Annotated in this window: 17 protein-coding genes; 10 read left to right on the top strand and 7 right to left on the bottom strand. The window is 37.1% G+C overall.

Annotated features, from left to right (window positions below; translation table 11 throughout):
- Position 1: 1 nt before the first annotated feature.
- The 3 genes from AB1280_RS12775 to AB1280_RS12785 all read right to left on the bottom strand — a co-directional run bounded on the left by AB1280_RS12775 (position 2) and on the right by AB1280_RS12785 (position 5,459).
- The gene (locus AB1280_RS12775) at positions 2–2,827 is read right to left on the bottom strand and encodes an AAA family ATPase (RefSeq protein ID WP_429756029.1); all 2,826 of its coding nucleotides are present in this window, start codon (positions 2,825–2,827) and stop codon (positions 2–4) included.
- Positions 2,824–4,065, bottom strand: a complete 1,242-nt coding sequence (locus AB1280_RS12780; protein WP_429757338.1) for a metallophosphoesterase family protein — start codon at positions 4,063–4,065, stop codon at positions 2,824–2,826. Before AB1280_RS12780 ends, AB1280_RS12775 begins: the two co-directional genes overlap by 4 nt.
- Positions 4,066–4,505: 440 nt before the next feature.
- Positions 4,506–5,459 (bottom strand): tetratricopeptide repeat protein, encoded by a 954-nt coding sequence (locus AB1280_RS12785; RefSeq protein ID WP_429756030.1) that lies wholly within the window; start codon positions 5,457–5,459, stop codon positions 4,506–4,508.
- Between the two features lie 392 nt (positions 5,460–5,851).
- On the opposite strand from AB1280_RS12785, the gene AB1280_RS12790 reads away from it, so the two are divergent.
- The 4 genes from AB1280_RS12790 (at position 5,852) to AB1280_RS12805 (ending at position 10,392) form a co-directional block, all read left to right on the top strand.
- Positions 5,852–7,552, top strand: coding sequence for a molecular chaperone HscC (locus AB1280_RS12790; protein ID WP_429756031.1), 1,701 nt, complete (start codon positions 5,852–5,854; stop codon positions 7,550–7,552).
- A complete protein-coding gene (locus AB1280_RS12795; RefSeq protein ID WP_429756032.1) occupies positions 7,552–8,850 on the top strand; it encodes a tetratricopeptide repeat protein in 1,299 nt (432 codons plus the stop codon). Before AB1280_RS12790 ends, AB1280_RS12795 begins: the two co-directional genes overlap by 1 nt.
- Positions 8,851–8,862: 12 nt before the next feature.
- Entirely contained in the window at positions 8,863–9,543 is a 681-nt protein-coding gene (locus AB1280_RS12800) for a DUF1266 domain-containing protein (protein WP_429756033.1), read from the top strand.
- Positions 9,544–10,206: 663 nt separating this feature from the next.
- Positions 10,207–10,392, top strand: a complete 186-nt coding sequence (locus AB1280_RS12805; RefSeq protein ID WP_429756034.1) for a YhzD family protein — start codon at positions 10,207–10,209, stop codon at positions 10,390–10,392.
- 27 nt (positions 10,393–10,419) lie between these two features.
- Here AB1280_RS12805 and AB1280_RS12810 read toward each other — a convergent pair whose 3' ends face one another.
- The gene (locus AB1280_RS12810) at positions 10,420–10,779 is read right to left on the bottom strand and encodes a hypothetical protein (RefSeq protein ID WP_272187059.1); all 360 of its coding nucleotides are present in this window, start codon (positions 10,777–10,779) and stop codon (positions 10,420–10,422) included.
- A 138-nt stretch (positions 10,780–10,917) separates the two neighbouring features.
- Between AB1280_RS12810 and AB1280_RS12815 the strand changes: the two genes are divergently transcribed.
- Both AB1280_RS12815 and AB1280_RS12820 read left to right on the top strand, forming a co-directional pair.
- On the top strand, positions 10,918–11,058 hold the full coding sequence (locus tag AB1280_RS12815; RefSeq protein WP_251226897.1) for a YflJ family protein: 141 nt from the start codon (positions 10,918–10,920) through the stop codon (positions 11,056–11,058).
- A gap of 60 nt (positions 11,059–11,118) precedes the next feature.
- Positions 11,119–11,253, top strand: coding sequence for a hypothetical protein (locus tag AB1280_RS12820; protein ID WP_429756035.1), 135 nt, complete (start codon positions 11,119–11,121; stop codon positions 11,251–11,253).
- Between the two features lie 48 nt (positions 11,254–11,301).
- On the opposite strand, the gene AB1280_RS12825 is transcribed toward AB1280_RS12820, so the two are convergent.
- The gene (locus tag AB1280_RS12825; RefSeq protein WP_429756036.1) at positions 11,302–11,814 is read right to left on the bottom strand and encodes a DUF6141 family protein; all 513 of its coding nucleotides are present in this window, start codon (positions 11,812–11,814) and stop codon (positions 11,302–11,304) included.
- 289 nt (positions 11,815–12,103) lie between these two features.
- The gene (locus tag AB1280_RS12830) at positions 12,104–12,565 is read right to left on the bottom strand and encodes a DinB family protein (protein WP_429756037.1); all 462 of its coding nucleotides are present in this window, start codon (positions 12,563–12,565) and stop codon (positions 12,104–12,106) included.
- Between the two features lie 714 nt (positions 12,566–13,279).
- Here AB1280_RS12830 and AB1280_RS12835 point away from each other — a divergent pair.
- Both AB1280_RS12835 and AB1280_RS12840 read left to right on the top strand, forming a co-directional pair.
- A complete protein-coding gene (locus AB1280_RS12835) occupies positions 13,280–14,344 on the top strand; it encodes an ABC transporter permease (RefSeq protein ID WP_429756038.1) in 1,065 nt (354 codons plus the stop codon).
- Positions 14,344–15,015 carry an ABC transporter ATP-binding protein gene (locus AB1280_RS12840; protein ID WP_429756039.1) on the top strand — a complete coding sequence of 224 codons (672 nt, stop codon included), beginning with the start codon at positions 14,344–14,346 and terminating at the stop codon, positions 15,013–15,015. Before AB1280_RS12835 ends, AB1280_RS12840 begins: the two co-directional genes overlap by 1 nt.
- Before the next feature lie 146 nt (positions 15,016–15,161).
- On the opposite strand, the gene AB1280_RS12845 is transcribed toward AB1280_RS12840, so the two are convergent.
- Entirely contained in the window at positions 15,162–15,440 is a 279-nt protein-coding gene (locus AB1280_RS12845; RefSeq protein WP_429756040.1) for a nucleoside triphosphate pyrophosphohydrolase, read from the bottom strand.
- A gap of 134 nt (positions 15,441–15,574) precedes the next feature.
- Here AB1280_RS12845 and AB1280_RS12850 point away from each other — a divergent pair, with 134 nt between their 5' ends.
- Both AB1280_RS12850 and AB1280_RS12855 read left to right on the top strand, forming a co-directional pair.
- A complete protein-coding gene (locus AB1280_RS12850; protein ID WP_429756041.1) occupies positions 15,575–15,727 on the top strand; it encodes a YflJ family protein in 153 nt (50 codons plus the stop codon).
- An 894-nt stretch (positions 15,728–16,621) separates the two neighbouring features.
- The gene (locus tag AB1280_RS12855) at positions 16,622–18,307 is read left to right on the top strand and encodes a multicopper oxidase family protein (RefSeq protein WP_429756042.1); all 1,686 of its coding nucleotides are present in this window, start codon (positions 16,622–16,624) and stop codon (positions 18,305–18,307) included.
- Positions 18,308–18,419 lie beyond the last annotated feature (112 nt).

The following is an 18,419-nucleotide window of genomic DNA, read 5'->3' on the forward strand; positions in this document are numbered from 1 at the left end:
ACTACGTTAATCGTTGAATTTCATCTTCTGCAAAGAAAGATAAAAGATGCTTGTGACAAGTAAAGAAAATCACTTGGCGTTCTTTTGCTAATTCCTTCATAAGATGCACGGTTCTCTCCGTTCGCAGCACGTCAAAATGTACGAAACTATCATCAATAATAAACGGATACTGCCCTTCAAAAGTATGTGCGAGCGCAAACCGCAATGATAAATAGAGCTGTTCCGCTGTCGCTTGGCTTAATTCATGACTATAAAAACGCAGTCCATCTTTTCGTTCTACAATAAACGGTTCTTCTGCATCTGGTGAAAAGACTTTCACATAATTTCCGCCTGTTAAATATACAAAATACGCTTCTGCTTTTTGCAAAATACGCGGCAGCTGCACTTCATGATAATACTTCTTTGTTTTGCTTAATACTGCCTTTGCCGCCGCATATGCGGCCCACTTTTTCACCTGTTCACGCACTTGTGATTTTTTCAGTTCCCACTCATGAAGGACATCACCATACGTCCGGCCTTCTTCTAACTGCGCGATATCGTGGCGCAGAGCGGCAAGTGTATGCGTCAGTTCTTTTTCCTCGCGCATCAGCCCGTCTATTTTTCCCTGCTCTTTTTGCCGCTCCTCTTCATATCCTTCTAGACGATACCCACTCTCTAGCGCTGATGTCATTAGTCGCCCTTCCAATACGTCCATTTGCGGAATTAACCGATTAAGCTGTTGCTGTTTCTCTTCAATTTGCTCCGCTTGCTTTGCCGCCGTTAAAAAGGCCTCTTCATCAGTTGCCGCAGCAATGTCCCAAAGCTGCTGACGCTCTTCTAATAGATGAAGAATCTGCTGCTGCGCTGACGTATACTCTTCTTCCCATGCCATAGTCTTTTCTACCAGCTGCTTTTTCTGCAATTGCTTTTCCTTTTCTTTCTGCACATCTTTACTTAAACCATACAAAAATAACGACGGTGTATCGACACTTCTTTCTGTAACAACCGTTAGCTTCATTAGTTTATGTTCAAATTGAGAAATCATGTCTCCCTGTATTTCTTTTCTCTCTTGCAGCTTTGCTAACTCGCGGTACAATTGCTGCATCTTTTCAATCCGTTCAAACGCCGGCAATATGTGAGCGTGCGTAAAATGATTTGGCAATGCATACGTCTCTTTATACAATTTTACCTGTTCGTTCACGCCAAACAAATCACGTTCCCACTCGTCATATTCAGAAAGAACACGTTCATACCCGCGCTCAATTTGCTTCAACTTAAATTCCTCACGCTCTAATAACTTCCGCACTTCAGCATCTTTCTCAAGACGATACTGAAGTTCAAGCGCTTCATTTCCTTCCTGTTCACCTGACCCTTTCATATACATCACATAAAAAACAACAAGGCCAATTAACAAAAAGACCCCTGCAAACAACAACTTACGATTATCCATAAGAACACCAGCAAATAGCAGCAAAACGTCCATAGTGAATAAAATCAGCGCCGTTTTATTCATCTGCGGTGCAGTTTGATTTCGCTTCTGACGAGACGCGGCACTTTGCACTTTTGGCAAATATGTCTCCCGCTCCCGGTCTGGCAATGTTTGCGACTGCAGCTTTTTCACCGCTTCCTCTTGTTCCTCTAACTGCTCCTGCACTGTTTTAAACCGTGCATCTAACTGCCCTTTACGCTTTTCTAACTCTTTTGCTTGCTGCGCCATTTGCGTAATCGTTTCCTTCATCGCTAAGCTCACATTGAAAGAAAGAACGTCCTCACGCGCAAATGCCGATCCGATTTGCTGCTGCAAATCTTGTATTTCTTCTTCGATATGTAAAATGCGCCCCGTCAAATCCCGCACTTCTTGCAATGCTGCTTCATAAGACATATGCTGCAGACGAAGCTCTTCTACGTACATATCTTGTTGAAGCAATTCTTCATTTACTTGCAATGCTTCTATTTCAGACTGTGCACCAGCTAATTTCTTTTTCAGTCCCTCTTCTTGGAGCTGAAGCGGTTCAAGCCGTACTTTTATCCCTTCATAACGCTGCAAACCATCAACTGGAAACGTATGCTCTGCATGTTGTTCTAAAAAACGTTCACACGTACGCTTTTCTAAAAAGAGCGGCTGCAACGCTTCTAGCACTTCATAATCTTGCTTTCGTTTCCCCGCTTCTTGCTGCTCGGTGCGAATAATAGAAAGGCGCTCTTCCATACTCTTTTTCTTACCGACAAGCTCTTCATACGCGGCAATTTTCCCTTGCCAATCTGCGAGCTGATCTTGCAGTTTTTTCAAATCCTGCAGCGCCACATTAATTTCCGGCTTGCGGCCATTTGGCTTAAAGCGCTGCTCCATTTCTTTCTCCAGCATTTTTTCTAGGCGCAATAACCCATCGCTGCCAACTGCACTCGCTGAAAATAAATAGTTGCCAATATCTCCCGCGCCGATATGGTGAATATTTTGCAAACCATGCATGTCAAAAGAAAACACCGAATCAAACAACTGCTCATTCATTCCGTTTAGTAGCTGCTTTAAAACTTCCTCACCGCCTGTTTTTCCATCCGCAAAATACACCGTCACTTCCCCGGTCGCCGTTTTCGGAAGACGTTCAATTTTTATTCGTCCGTACTCTTCGGTGTAAATCGTGATTGCACCGCCGTATTTCCCGCCTTCCTTCGGCTCATAACGACGCTGCCCTCTTGTTGGAAAACCAAATAAAATGCTCTTCATAAACGAACGAATCGTCGATTTCCCCGCCTCGTTTTCTCCGTACAATACGGTAAGCATAGAAAGGTTCAGCTGGGCATTTTCTAATTTTCCATATCCGTAAATATGAAGATTCTCAACTCTCATCCCTTACTCCTTTCTTGCTCTAGTAATTGCTCTAAAATAATATTCTCGGCGCCCTTTTGAATCTCTTTCTTTTCTTCCTCAGAAAATGAATGAAGTACCTTCCTCGCAACAGGTGAAGTCCAAATTGTCCGTAGCACCTCATCCATACTCGAGAACGATTCAAGCTCCTGCAGCACATTCCCGATAAAATGGTTCTCGTTCTTCAACTTCTCAATTTCCGCAAACGAAATCGTTTCATTTTTCCATTTCACAACATGTACAAAATTACCGCGCTCCTCACCAGATGAGACAATATGAAGAATTTCTTCTACACGCTTCTCATCACGCAAATAAGCAGCGAGCGGACCTTGTCCTGTAAACGTCATCGTCACAAGCAAACCTTCCTCTTCTCTTCGCACACCGTTCATACTCTCCGTACAGACGCTAATAAGAGCATCGACCGTTTCTAACTCATCAATCGGAATCAAAACCTCATCCCAAATCACATCATTCGTACTAAAAAATGTTAGTTTTGTCCCTTGCGAAGACAAAGAAACAACATACGCACCTTTCTCTCCCGTTTCCTTTCGGTGCCGCCCTTGAATATTGCCAGGATATACAATGCATGGTTCTTCTGCTAACACTTCACGTTTATGTATGTGACCAAGCGCCCAGTAATCAAATCCTTTCTCCTTCAACTCACGAATTTGAAACGGTGCATACCGATTATGCTCCGCATCTCCTTCCACACTTCCATGCAGCATACCGATATGAAACGGTGCTCCTGTCATCTTTTTATATTGCTCTGTCATATTATCCGTCACAGCTTGTTGCTGATAACTAAATCCATAAATAGAGGCGAGCAGCTCCCCGTTTTTATAAAATGATTTTTCTTCTATATAAGGCTCTGTAAAAATATGTACATTACTCGGAAACTCAATTGCCGTCCAGCTTCCGCCTAAATGATCATGATTGCCGTGAATCACATATACCCGAATATCATACTGCGCCAAACGCTTCATTTGCTCACGAACAAACACCTGCGCCCGTAAACTTCTCGTCTCTGCATCATACAAATCACCCGCCAGCAAAACAAAATCAACTTGCTCTTGAATCGCTTTATCCACAATGCGTAGAAACGAACGAAACGTACTTTCCTTCATTCTTTCCCATATAAAGATAGGCACATTCAGTTCCATCCCTTTAAACGGACTATCCAAATGCAAATCTGCCGCATGAATAAACTTTACTTTTTTCACAACGTAACGTCCTTTCTCCGTCATACTTTGCTCAATCAAACCCATACTGGCTTTGCTATCTCCCCCATATCTTTCTCGTTTCCCTTTGCATCTTGAAACGGAGGACTTACTGCCTAAATGTATTTTGATTTTTCAATATCTAAGTTACTGCTATGCAGAAAAAAAGAGCCTAGTCGCTTTCTCTCTTTGTTTTAACTTCGCATGTGACCAAAAAAAGGCCCTGACCGCTTCTATGCCTCTCGCCCACCTAAACAGAATGATTTTTGTTGTTTTTTCACTCATTCACAGTCCACTAGTAGGTAAAGTTTCACTTTATTTTAACATTTTTTTTCGAATTGGGGATGCGGCTAGACGCCCTCGTCCTTATTAAAACAACAAAAATAAGCCAGATGTAAAAAAAACATCCAGCTTATCTTTATTTACGTTGTCCTGCTTATACTTTAGTCTTTTTTTTCTTTTACGTTTGCTTCCACACCTTGTGTTTCCAACTTATTTAGTAATTCATGATATTTTTGCATTTCTTGCTCACTATCATCCCAGTTTTCTCCGTAAATATGATTAATTTTCCCCCCTTCTATTTCTAATATAAAGGTGCTATCATCACTTTTCACCGATAAATATGTATTTGTTCCTTCTTCATAAATTCTAGCAGGCTGTGAATTCTTTAATTTCTCTACACTTGGTTGCCCAGCCTTTTCCATGACAATTGGTACATACTGATCGGATACATTTGTACGAAGCAAATTCTCGTTAAAGTCACTTATTTTAAATAATTGGAATGTGTGTACAGCCATAGTCACATGGAAGTTCTTCGGTAGTCCTTTTTTAAGTATGTTATCTGCAGACTCAGTAATAACCTTCTTCTCTTCTTGTCTTATATTTGGCATCGAATTTTCATTTGATTTATGATAAACGTTATATAATTTTCCAGCACGATAAACGAGAGTAATAGACAACGTAATGACTATATAGATTTGCCATTTTTTATACCACGGAGATTCAGCTTTTGAATCCGATTGAATTTTTTTATGTTCTTTCGGTGATAACTGTGGTTGTGCAACTGCATCTACTTCTTCCGTCAGCTGTTTCTCAAACACAGCTTCAGTGCTCAAAAAACTTGCTAATTGTGGTTCAATTTCTTCTGGTGATAATTTCGTTGTTGAAACTACCGCAGGTTCTTGCTCGTTTAAACGATCCAGTTTAAGCGCCTCTTCTAAATACTTACTTGCATTATTCTTATCGTTAAATCCATAAAAATAAACATGACTTAAACAAAAGTATCCGGAAGAGTCTTTTGGGTCTTCCTTTATAAGCATTTCCGCTTCTTTCCTTGCCTGATCAGCATCGCCAACCTTCAGTAAATCTCGAATTCTTCTAAAATTATCTTCCATCATCTGGTCTATCCCTACCCTTACGTTCTACTTTGTTCTCTATCAAAAGAGATTACCTTTGCGATTTAATTATTATTCAACTTTCATAATTCCACATTTATCTAATTATGCAAAAATATTATAACAAATAAAACTTTTTTTGATTTGTCATATCTCGTCGAATAAAGAAAAAATGCTTTTCTGCCTTTTTTTCATAGTATGATTGAGGAATTACATAGTAATCTATATATAGTTCTTGAAAGATTTATCCCCCTATTACACTCCTAATCTCCCTCTGCTTTACATTTTTTGAATATCCCATTATAGCTTTTCTATTCTATTTTTTAGATACTTCCCCCTACTGTAATGATATAGTAAAATATAGAAAAATATAGAAAAAAAGAAAGGTGATCGGCATGGCAACGATTGGAATTGACTTGGGAACAACAAATAGTTTGGTAGCTTATTGGACAGATGATGGTGCAATCCTTATCCCTAATGTACTTAACGAATATCTTACGCCATCGGTCGTCAGCGTTGAAGAAAACGGTGAGATTTTAGTCGGACGTATTGCAAAAGAACGGCTGATTACCCATCCGCATTTTACAGTATCAACGTTTAAACGATTTATGGGAACAGAGAAAAAATATGAATTAGGTGTGTATACTTTTTCTTCTGAAGAACTTTCATCTTTTGTCATTAAGTCTTTAAAACAAGATGCAGAAGCATATTTAAATGAACCGGTTACCGGTGCTGTAATTAGCGTACCTGCTTATTTCAATGATGCTCAGCGCAAAGCCACGAAACGTGCTGCGGAAATTGCCGGATTAAAAGTTGAACGACTCATTAGCGAACCAACAGCTGCTGCGATCGCTTACGGACTATGCCAGGAGGCAACAGAAACAAAATTCCTTGTATTTGATTTAGGTGGTGGTACATTCGATGTTTCCATTTTGGAATTATTTGAAGGAGTAATGGATGTTAAATCCATCGCCGGCGATAATTACCTTGGAGGCGAAGACTTCACAAAAAGCTTAATGTCCTATTTCTTAGAGTCACACCAACTTGACTTTAATTCACTTGATTCGAAAACTCGATCGTTAATTTATACGCAAGCAGAACGATGTAAGCTCACACTATGTGATGAACATAGCGCAAGTATGAGAGTTACGATTCATAATGAGACATATGAAACTCATATTAACAGAAATGAATTTGAAAAAATAGTAACCCCGCTTCTTTTACGGCTTCGCTATCCTATTGAACGGGCACTTCGTGATGCGTCGTTAAATCCCAATGATTTAGATGCTGTAATTCTAATTGGCGGAGCGACAAGAATGCCGCTTATCAAATCCGTCATTGCTAAAATTTTTGGACGTATGCCTTATGCAAATATTAATCCTGATGAAACAGTTGCTTTAGGTGCTGCGATTCAAGTTGCTTTAAAAGAACGAAACAAAGCGCTAGAAGAAGTTATCTTAACGGACGTTTGTCCATATACGTTAGGAACTAGTGTTGTTCAAGAGTTAGGAAATGGACGAATAGAATCGGGATACTTCTTCCCGATTATTGAACGAAATACACCGATTCCAGTAAGCCGAGTGGAACGACTTTATACGATCAATGATAGACAACAATCCATACTTGTCGATGTTTATCAGGGAGAAAACCGCTTAGTTAAGAATAACTTAAAACTTGGCGAACTCAAAATTAAAGTCCCTCCTGCTCCTGCCGGACAAGAGGCAATTGACATTCGTTATACATATGACATTAACGGTATTCTCGAAGTCGAGGTAATAAGTACAACAACTGGAGAGAAAAAACGAGCAATTATCCAACAAAATGCCGGAAATCTTACAGAAAAAGAAATTGAAGCTAGACTACTAGAATTGAAAGAAATTAAAATTCATCCCCGCGACCGAACTGAAAATCGCTTGTTGCTCGCAAAAGGCGAACGCCTCTATGAAGAGTTACTCGGTGACGAACGTAAGAAAGTTTCCATCTTGTTACAGCAATTCGAAACTGTGCTCACTTCACAAAATGATAAAAAAATTAAGGAGGCTGCTATTGCATTGAAAGAGCATTTAGAAAGTATAGAAAGGTGGATTACTCATTAATGAGCATTTGGAAAACATTAGAGATTGAACCTACTGGCGATGTTGCAGCTATCAAAAAAGCTTACGCAAAACTTCTAAAAGTCCACCATCCAGAAGATGACCCAGAAGGATATCAGCGGCTAAGAGAAGCGTTTGATAAGGCAATAAAAGACGCAAAACAAATGCAGGCAGAATCTCTCATTCAATCAGAAGAAACAGATAAAAACGAAGAAGATCCATACGTCAATCACGTATTCCCTACTTGGATTGACAATAACTCTGAACTTGCTTCCACTCTCGTTTCAGAGCATCCTGTTCACGCATTTATGGAAAAAGTCGAGACACTGTATGACGATTTTTTTGCACGAATAGAACTAAAAAATTGGGAAGATTTATTAAGTTCCGATGTAATATGGAATGTAGAATATGCCGAAGTGATTCGAGATAGATTAATAGATTTTTTAGAATATCATTACCATTTCTCTAGTTCGATTTGGGAACTTATCGACAAAGTTTTTCGCTTTAGTGAACAAACAGAGGAATTACAGTTTGAATATGGTGAAGAAACAGTACAATTTTTACTAGAAAGAATTAGCGGCGCAGGAGAAATGCGTTACGATATTTTCAAGAAAAGTGACGATTTATATTTTGAAGCATATTTATACTTACGTGAAAAAGCCCAGCATGCACTTATGAACAATAACTTAGAAGCAGCAAAGAGTTCGTTGGATTCTGCATACGATCTTTATCAAGAAGACCCTGAACTTTTACGCATGCGAGGTGTTTATTATTTACGTATAGAAAATAAAGAGCGTGCGCTACAATCCTTTAACGACTTACTTTCTATTGATCCAGATAATCCGGATGGTTTACTGTACCGCGCTGAAATTTATTATAGCCGCGGCCAAATTACCAATGCTATCAAGGACTGTGAGCATCTACTTTCGGTTCAGCCGGAGCATATGGACGCACAGTTCTTATTAGTGAAATATTCGTTCGAATCAGGTGATATAGAAACTGTAGCCGCTAGGGCGCTGGATGTAATAAATCGTTATCCGGAACGCTTAGAATTTCGTTCATACAGCGTTCAAGTTCACACTGAAATTCCAGAGAAGAGACAGAAACAAGAAATAAATATGAAGTTTATTATTCACTATGCGCTATACTTATTATTTATATTTATTAGCCGCACCTGGGTTTATTTTGTCTTTATGATTCTTATTGTCTTAACCCCATTGCCATCTAAATATGCATTACTTCTCCTACTCCCTCTTATTTGGGAAGCATGGAAATTCATAAGGCTTAAAACATTGGCATAAGGAGGAGACAGAATGCCTATTTTATATAAAAGAAAACAAGAGAAACAGCTCGAACTATATTTCCGCTGTTTGTCTTCCGTTTGTTTGGAGTGTGTTTATCTTACAAACTACTTTACCCAATATGAATTCACCCTTATCAGAGACCGCCTTATTGGGAAACGTTTTTTGAAGAACGTGTTATGGACATGGAAGATTGAAAATTCGACGGAGTTAAAAGAGAAAATCATTTGGTTTTTAGAAGAAGGAACACGGCAGGAGTTTAATCGTATGCGCCTTCAATTGACTCCCCTTTCCGAGACAGCGCGAAAGCAATTATCGAAAGACCATCTTGACTATGAAAAACTTTATATTGCTAATTACGGATTACATATTTTGACGGATTCCGGAATTGCAGCGTTTGATTATGCATGGTGCATTTGTTTATGTCGGATCGGTAGAAGACTCGGTTATTTATCAAAACAAGAAGCAAAGAACTTTATGATACAGGCTGCACGACTTTCACAACATTCTTATTCAGATTGGCACGAGTATTTTAACGCCTTTCGTATCGGCAGCCACTTTAACGCAAATGATATAGAATTCAGGAATAAAGATAAGTATAGTATTAATTCCGTATTGCGCTTGTTTAATTATAAAAAAACTCTATTGAGTGTTGTTCCATGGGAAAATAATCTACTTAAAGATTTGAGTTAAATCATATTCTATTTCTTGAATAAGAAAAGAGGAACTAATTGTTTGATTGAAAAATTAGTTCCTTTTTTGTGAATAATTCCAACATGATAGACGGATAAATTCATAAACTAAAGGAAAACTCAATTAGTGAAATCTTGCAAAAAAAACTTCCACTAATGGAAGTTTCACTTTTGCATTTATATAACTTCTAACTATTCTTCTGTGATTTTCTTACCTCTTTTTTCAACCTAATAAACGTCACGATTAATATGGCACCCACAGCTGTAAATAGAATACCAGGTATTAATAACCATAAATTCCCTTTACTCCACCAAATTAAATCTATTCCTAAAATTAAACATATGATCCCTATTAGCATCTAGTCTTATTACCCCTTTTTCATGAAAATTTTTCCCTGTTTGTAAAGGCATCCCTTTAAAATTATACCTTTTTACGTCCAAACTGTTAAACATAAATTTAACGTAGCTACTCAGTTACCATAAACATAGCTTAAACAAAGGTGCCCGAAAACGTCTTCTGGATCTTCCTTTTTTCTTAAAAATCAAAATAGATACAAAAGCTATCTTAATCCTTACAAATAATGTCACATATTTCTTTTGCATAATTGCCCATTTTATGACACAATAGTTATAACATTCTGATTATTTTTTGGAGGGAATTTTCATGGGCGTATACACACTAACAGTTTTCGAAAAAGACGGTTCCAAAGTACTAGACGAATCATTTGAGGCTGTGACAGAAGCAGAAGCAAAATCAAAGGGCGAAACCCTTTTACGAGAAAAACAATTGTATGAGCACACGCACCGCTGCACATCTTCAAGCGGAAAGCTTGTCTTATTCCAGCGCTAAAAAAAGAAGCGTCACAGCGCTTCTTTTTCACACTATATCTTCTTCACACCACAGAAACACAACTTCTACAATTCGATTCCCAAATCGAACGCGCTTATTCCACATACCTGTTTGAATAAGGCGCTTTAACTCATCCTTCATTTTATCCGTCCACAGCTGAATGCTCTCTTTTGGATTGTACGGATAAATACTTGGAAACTCTTCATGCAAGAGACGCAAGCTTTCCGCATCTAGATGAAAATGAAAAAAATAGTTCGCAGTCAGAGAAGGCTCCTGCAATTGTAAAAATTGGTGGTCAATTTGCTTCTTATTACGATAAAACGTAAAAATATTGACCTTTCCACTCGTAATCTGATCAATTTGAATTTCGTGTTTTTCAATAATCACGCTGTTCAGTCCACCTCAATATATACTACTTCTAGTATATATGTCTTTAACAAAGAAGTTAACCACTTTCCTATGGAAATTCATCATTTCACAAAAAATACAATCAGAATTACTCTAAACAAGAAAGGAAGCGATCATATGCATTTCGGTAGCAAAGGTTGGTACGTACACGAGTTAAAAAAATTAGGTATCCGTACTTATGAAGGTAAAAAACTAGAGTCATATCGTACGCATATTTTAGCTAGTTTGCTTGAAAAGGCGAAGAGACAGTCGGCTTAATGTTGAGAAGCTCCTTCTTATACGGGAGGAGCTTTTTACTATCAAGAAAAGAGGAGAAGAATGAATCTAAAATTAGTTGAGATAACAGAAGAAAACTTTTGGGATATTATTAGTTTGAAATCGGATAAAGACCAAGAAGAACGTATTCAAATATTCGAAAGATGGGTCGGTTCTAACGCCTTTTTCTTTTACTGATGTAGCTTAATAACTTATCCATGCATAATAAATAAGGGATGATACATATTATGCTTTTTGTGCCGAGTCCAATGCTTTTTTTAATTCGTCTGGTTTTTGAGTGCCGATTACTACTGTGTTATATTTCAACTTTAACTCTATACCTTTCTTTCCATTCATGTTATAGGCTTTCTCACCCTTAAGATTAAAACGAATTCCCCATCCTCCAAATCGTTTTAATGGACTGTAAGTAATGCTTTCATAGTGACGTATATCTTTGAAAAGGTACTCCTTATATCGAAAATGAAAAGGAAAAAAACGAACATAAAGACCTTTTTCACGAACCTCAATGATCAGCTTCAATACTCCAAGCATTAATACAGGAAAGGCAATCCCAAAAAACAACCACAAAACAATTAATACACCATTGGGAGCTGGTTTATCTCCAAACGGGGTATCAAGGATAATTTGTTGAATAAATCCATACCACATCAGTGTGGCGATCCCCAATATGAGTATCCATACCCAAATTTGTTGTGGTCGCTGAACCTCACGAAAAATAACGTGTTCTTGTTGTTTCATTAATGATTGTCACCTCCTAAATGGCTTATTTATTTGATTTAATTTCAAGAACAAGGAAGGCTGTTTAACGAATATACATTCTTGTATATATTATACATAATATATACAGAAATTTTAAAATGCATCAAATATTTATATACTAGCTTCTTATTAGTTTAGTCTATTTAAATCTTTTGATCAAAACACGCTCTTAATATTTTTAATTAACTCATTCTTTTATAAAAAAGTTTGATCATTTTCTACCTATGATCTTCAACAATCGCTCCCTTTACTTGAATAAGAACTAAATTTACAAGTCATTTTTTTCAATTAAGATTTGATTGTGAATATGGTGTTTCATATGCTCAAAATAATCTTGTATAAGCCACTGTAGTGTCTTATGTTGATTATTTCCTATGTCACAAAGGCTGGATAGCTTTTCTTCAGGAATATTCTTAACAAGATTAACAATTTGCTTATTTAATATCTGAAAAAGGTTTACTATTTCATCAAGTGGTCTATCTTGATAATTCTGAACCATTACCCATCGGTCTTGATTATAAGATTGAATAACATACACTGGTTCTTCATATTGAATTTTTATAAACCTTTCAATATTATTTATCGCAGAGTCACATAGATGTCCTAAAATCTCTTTTTTAGACCATTTATTTGGAAATGGTCTATTATAAACTTCTTTTTCAGACATAGCGTTGTACTCTTCTGGCAATCTTTTTATCCAATAATTAATTCCCTCAACTACCTTTTGCATATTTTTACTCCCCTTAAATTTCTTTATAAAACCAATATTCGGTTATCATTCTTAAAATCCCTTTATTAAACAATCCTCCCTGTTCAAAAAGCTTATTCACCAATCTGGCCCGATTGGTGAGGGCTGACCATCGGTGGGGGATAAAGCCCCCCCACCGATGAAAGTTTCACTTTATTTCTCGCTTAACTTGTTTTGAAGTAGGAACTTATGATTGTTGCTGCCTCAACGCTTCAATCCGTTTGCGAATGACTTGAATTCCAAAAATATATAATCTGCTCTTGAAAAATAAGATATAGATCATAATCAGTTTGTTCTTTTCTTGAAAGTAGTCCTAATATTGCTTTCCAATTGTGAATTATTTGTTTCAAAACTACTATATCCATTGTCCAAATTTTAACAAACCAATATGATAAACATATGCCTTTTTAGTCACATGTGTTTTGGATAGTAATAAAAAAAGAAAATATGATGAATTTGCTACACGTCATTATCAACAACAATGAGTGATATATCGAGGGTAGTTCATTTTATTTATCCTTGTCATATTTCAAGCTACCGCAGGAATTTTAGTTGTATACACAGATTTAAATCTAATAATGACAAGATTATATTTACTGTTTATTTCCTGTTTGTTGCACAGTGGTAATTAACCATGTTAAGTACAAGAAGGAAAAGAGAAGAAAGAAATAGAGATAAATAAGGAGGCCAAGCAGAATGTTTTTAGCTCTGCGTGAATTAAAGCAATCAAAATTAAAATATGGATTGATTGGACTTATGATGATTTTATTATCATTTTTAGTCCTTGTGATTTCTGGATTAGCAAATGGTTTAGCGCATAATACTGTCTCTTCCATTCAAAATATGGATGCCAAAAAGTTTGTGTTAGCAAATGATGCGGAAAATTCATTGCTCCGCTCACAAATTAAGAAAGAAGATGTGGATGATGTAGTAAAGCAAGTGGGGGCAAAAGATGCTGTACCATTCCATGTGAAAATTTCTACATATGAAAAGAAGGATAGTTCAAAAAAGGTTGATATTGCAATATTTGCAAGTGAACGCGAAACATTTTTGGAACCAAAGATTGTGAAAGGGCATGCATTAGGTACAGCACAAAACGAAATGATTGCTGACGAATCGATTAAAGAAAAAGGTATAGATATTGGAGATGTGATTATCGATCCAGTTTCTAAAAAAGAATTTAAAATTACTGGCTTTACAAAAGATCAAAAGTTCAGTCACACACCTGTTGTTTATGTGAATCAAGATGTATGGGGAGAAATTGCACAGTCGATCCAAAAGGATTACAACGCAATTGCCATTCGGACTGATCAGGAAGTAAAAAATGCACATGTAATAGAGAAAAACGAAGTTCTTCAAAATATCCCAGGCCATAAAGGGCAACAAAACTCATTAACAATGATTATTGCATTCTTACTCGTAATTGCAACGCTCTTAATCGGTGTATTCTTCTATGTGATTACATTACAAAAAACACAGCAATTAGGTGTACTAAAAGCTATTGGAACGAAAAATTCGTATTTAGCGAATATGTTAGTTGTACAAGTATTATTCTTGTCTGTTGGCGCGATGACAATAAGCATTGTACTTATAGAAATTTTGCAAAGAATTTTGCCCCAAAGTATGCCGTTCTTATTGACAACAACAACGATTGGCCAATATGCAGGAATCTTTATTGTAATTAGTATACTAGGATCACTGATTTCCTTATATCAAGTATTAAAAGTAGATGCACTAGAGGCAATTGGAGGCGGCATGTAATGACATCGCTATTGAAACTAGATAGAGTTAGTAAAGTATACGGCGAAGGAAATACAGAGGTAACAGCCCTTCATCCAACTTCACTTGATGTGAAAGCTGGAGAATTCATCGGTATTGTGGGTCCTTCTGGTTCAGGAAAAAGTACATTATTATCGATTGCTGGAGCATTATTATCACCATCAAAAGGTAATATTTACATTGGTGAGCAAAATATTACCCATTTATCAGAAAAAGAAATGACAGATATTCGGTTAAGAAAGATCGGGTTCATTTTTCAATTCGCTAATCTTGTTCCCTATTTAAATGTAAAAGAACAATTACTATACATCTCCAAATTAAGGAAAGAAGACCGACAAGAATCTGAAACACGTGCGAATCACTTGCTAACAGTATTTGGACTATCTCAAAGAAAAAATCACTATCCACATCAGTTATCTGGTGGAGAAAGACAAAGAGTTGCGATTGCTCGTGCTTTTATGAATAATCCAGATTTAATATTAGCAGATGAACCAACCGCAAGCCTTGATTCAAAACGTGGACGAGAAGTTGTCGAAATGATGAAACGAGAAGTAAAAGAAAGTCAAAAAGCTGCGATTATGATTACGCATGACGAGAAAATTCTTGATGTATGTGATCGGATATTAACACTTAGAGACGGAAATTTAGTATAAAAAGTATGTGGAACCGCACAGGAGAAATTCCTGTGCGGTTTTTGTGAATTATTATCTGTTTAGATAAAGTGAAACTTTAATCAGTGGGGGTTTTCTTCCTCCCCACTGATTATCAACCCTCACCTATCGGGCGCATGCCTCCCACCTCACTTTGCTTCCTTTTCTTTGCGGACCTTTTCAACGTCTTCAAGCGTTACACCTTGGTACTGCGCTAGGGCGTTAACAAGCTCTAGTAAATCAGCTAGTTCTTCTACTTTATGTTCTAGAGTTTCTGCTTCTACATACTCTGATAATTCTTCTTGTATTTTTTTACATATTTCTTCTATGTATTCTTTTTCATCTAAAGTTCTTGTTGTGCATGTCTTTCCTGTTTTTTCAATAATTTCTGGGATACGATCGCGTACTAATTTGTTGTAGATTGGCATCGTAAGCCCTCCAATATTTTGAATTTTCTTCTATTATAGCACGCACAAAAATCCACACTTTCGATAAACAAGACAAGCTTTCCTTTTCATACTCAAGCATATACTGTAAAAAATTCAAAAGGAGAAGATTCATCATGTATTACGGAACAAAAGGCTGGTACGTGTATGAGTTAAAGAAGCTTGGAATTAATTATTATGAGGGGCGAAAATTGGAGAGTTACCGAGCGCATGTGCTTAGGAATTTATTATTAGCAATGCAGCAGGAGCAGGACGAGAAAAAAGACTAATGTCAGCTCCTTTTCGTGCATTTAGAATGTTGAACATTATCGAATCGGCGATATCGTTCTCATTATATTCTGCTGTCAGGATAATGAAGAAGGCAATAATAAATATGGTTCACCCCCTAAAACAAGCTATTAATCTTTTACATTAAGTAGCTAAATAGTCCATGAAGATTTTCTTCATGGACTATTTAATTAATCTATTCGTCTACTCTCATATTCAAAAATTGCACAAGTTGATCATTTAAATAACTTGTACTATACGAAAAATCATTTTGATACCACTCAATAATGATGCCAATAATCGCATTTGCTTAGTAGGAACAATAGAGTGAATGATTTATCCCTTCTTGAAGAAAAGCCTCTTTATCTTGAAGTAACAAACGTTTTATTTCCTCGAACAATAAATAATCATAGAGGCATACACATCTATTGCTTTGATTTTGAATGATTTCTCCTTCACATAATTCCAAAACACCCTAAAAAAGGAATACGTAGGAATTGAAACAAATAAAAGCACTTTTATAAAAACGAGCAAGTCTCTCTCCTCCAATCCTTCCAAACACTTTATTACTATTTTAACAGTTTACCTTTTATAAAAAACTATCACCTTATTTCTCGCTATTCATAATCCTAAGAACGAAAAAAAATGTGAGAATACATGTTTTTTGAAGCATGACCCTGACCGCTTCTATGCTTGGTCAGATGCGCTCGCTCCCTCTAAAATGAAAGAGTTTCTTAATTTATATATACCCTATGGAAGCAAGCCTTAATGTATTTTTATATTATTATGATTTTAAATAATCGTAAAAGCCTAATAAAAATCCGTCTATACTGGCATAAATTAAATTCATATGATATATAACAAACAATATTTAATTTTTAAAAGGAGGCAGTTCATTGTCTTTAGAAAAATTTGTCGATGCTTTACCCATTCCTCCTGTCTTAAAACCAGAAAGTAGCTATGATGGAATCCCATTTTATGAGGTAACGATGAAGCAAGTCAAACAACAATTACATCGTGATTTGTCGCCAACTACCGTCTGGGGGTACAACGGTATGTACCCGGGTCCTACATTCGAAGTAGAAAGAAATCACCCTATTTTTGTAAAATGGAAAAACAAATTGCCCTTTGAACACCTGCTGCCCGTTGACACAACGGTTCATGGTGCGGAAGCATCCGTACCTTCTGTTCGGACGGTTGTCCATTTACATGGCGGCCGGGTTCGTCCGGAAAGTGACGGATATCCTGATGCATGGTTCACAAGAGATTTTAAAAATGTTGGGCCAAAATTCGTGACTGATGTCTACTATTATCCAAACTGTCAACGCAATGCAACACTTTGGTATCATGATCACGCCCTTGGCATCACTCGTTTGAACGTTTATGCAGGTCTTGCGGGATTTTATCTTCTCAGAGATGAAGAAGAGAAACAATTGAATCTTCCGAGTGGAAAATATGAAATTCCTCTGGTTATCCAGGATCGTTCGTTCTATGCCAATGGTGAACTATTCTATCCATCCCAACCAGGAAATATGGCACCACCAGCACCACAGCCACCTCCACCAATCAATCCTACGTTACCAAATCCGTCAGTCGTCCCTGAATTTTTCGGTAACACAATTTTAGTAAACGGAAAAGTATGGCCTTATCTTGAGGTTGAACCGCGGAAATACCGGTTCCGCATCCTAAACGGCTCCAATTCTCGTTTTTATCGTATACAGCTGAGCTCTGGGCAAAATTTTGTCCAAATCGGCACAGATGGAGGCCTTTTGGAAAAACCAGTCAAAGAATCCGAAATCATCCTTGCCCCTGCAGAGCGTGCCGATGTCATTATCGATTTTTCAAACCATAATGGTCAGAGTATTATTTTAACAAATGACGCACCAACACCATTCCCTGACGGCGATAGTCCTTCTGAAGATTTGAGACAGATTATGCAATTTCGCGTGAAACAAACATGCGGCAAACCTGACAAAAGCAAAATTCCAGAAAAGTTGAGTTGCTTGGAACACCTGAATCCGCAGGATGCTGTAACTACACGAAAAAACACTTTACTTGAAGCTACTGATAAATTTGGACGCCCTATGCCATTATTAAACAACATGGAGTGGAGTGAACCCATTACAGAAACCCCGTATAATGGAACGATAGAGATTTGGGAGCTGTACAATACGACACCAGACACTCACCCGATTCACTTGCACCTTGTCAATTTTCAAATTTTGAATCGCGCTGTATTTACTGGCGATCCAAATGGTTCTAATCTTAAAGTTGGACCGCCCATACCACCCGATCCAAACGAAAGAGGATGGAAAGATACGGTTCGTGCTAATCCCGGGGAAGTGACCCGAATTATTGCACGTTTTGGTCCATTTACAGGAACCTATCCGTGGCACTGTCATATTCTTGAACATGAAGATTACGATATGATGAGACCATACGAAGTGTTAGCTAATCCTAATTTTAATCCTTGTGAACGTGATCCAGAACAATGTAGCGATAACGCCTTCTCTCAATGTTTTGACTGCTATAAACAACGTAAACATAAATGCAGTAAACAACGCCGATACGATGATGATTAATATTCAAATTTAGTTATATTTTTTTAGCAACATTATAAAAAGAGAAGAGAAATAACTATTCCTTCATTTCTCTTCTCCTTAATAACCTTAAAATTAAGGGAAACCTATATCC

Source organism: Bacillus sp. S10(2024) (assembly GCF_050473865.1).
Classification (GTDB): domain Bacteria; phylum Bacillota; class Bacilli; order Bacillales; family Bacillaceae_G; genus Bacillus_A.

What these genes read in the sequence shown, in the direction of transcription:
- AB1280_RS12815 (WP_251226897.1), top strand. Translation starts at nt 10,918, where the DNA reads ATGCATTTCGGTAGCAAAGGTTGGTACGTACACGAGTTAAAAAAATTA.
- AB1280_RS12845 (WP_429756040.1), bottom strand. Translation starts at nt 15,440, where the DNA reads ATGCCAATCTACAACAAATTAGTACGCGATCGTATCCCAGAAATTATT.
- AB1280_RS12785 (WP_429756030.1), bottom strand. Translation starts at nt 5,459, where the DNA reads ATGATGGAAGATAATTTTAGAAGAATTCGAGATTTACTGAAGGTTGGC.
- AB1280_RS12795 (WP_429756032.1), top strand. Translation starts at nt 7,552, where the DNA reads ATGAGCATTTGGAAAACATTAGAGATTGAACCTACTGGCGATGTTGCA.
- AB1280_RS12835 (WP_429756038.1), top strand. Translation starts at nt 13,280, where the DNA reads ATGTTTTTAGCTCTGCGTGAATTAAAGCAATCAAAATTAAAATATGGA.
- AB1280_RS12840 (WP_429756039.1), top strand. Translation starts at nt 14,344, where the DNA reads ATGACATCGCTATTGAAACTAGATAGAGTTAGTAAAGTATACGGCGAA.
- AB1280_RS12825 (WP_429756036.1), bottom strand. Translation starts at nt 11,814, where the DNA reads ATGAAACAACAAGAACACGTTATTTTTCGTGAGGTTCAGCGACCACAA.
- AB1280_RS12830 (WP_429756037.1), bottom strand. Translation starts at nt 12,565, where the DNA reads ATGCAAAAGGTAGTTGAGGGAATTAATTATTGGATAAAAAGATTGCCA.
- AB1280_RS12800 (WP_429756033.1), top strand. Translation starts at nt 8,863, where the DNA reads ATGCCTATTTTATATAAAAGAAAACAAGAGAAACAGCTCGAACTATAT.
- AB1280_RS12775 (WP_429756029.1), bottom strand. Translation starts at nt 2,827, where the DNA reads ATGAGAGTTGAGAATCTTCATATTTACGGATATGGAAAATTAGAAAAT.
- AB1280_RS12850 (WP_429756041.1), top strand. Translation starts at nt 15,575, where the DNA reads ATGTATTACGGAACAAAAGGCTGGTACGTGTATGAGTTAAAGAAGCTT.
- AB1280_RS12790 (WP_429756031.1), top strand. Translation starts at nt 5,852, where the DNA reads ATGGCAACGATTGGAATTGACTTGGGAACAACAAATAGTTTGGTAGCT.
- AB1280_RS12820 (WP_429756035.1), top strand. Translation starts at nt 11,119, where the DNA reads ATGAATCTAAAATTAGTTGAGATAACAGAAGAAAACTTTTGGGATATT.
- AB1280_RS12805 (WP_429756034.1), top strand. Translation starts at nt 10,207, where the DNA reads ATGGGCGTATACACACTAACAGTTTTCGAAAAAGACGGTTCCAAAGTA.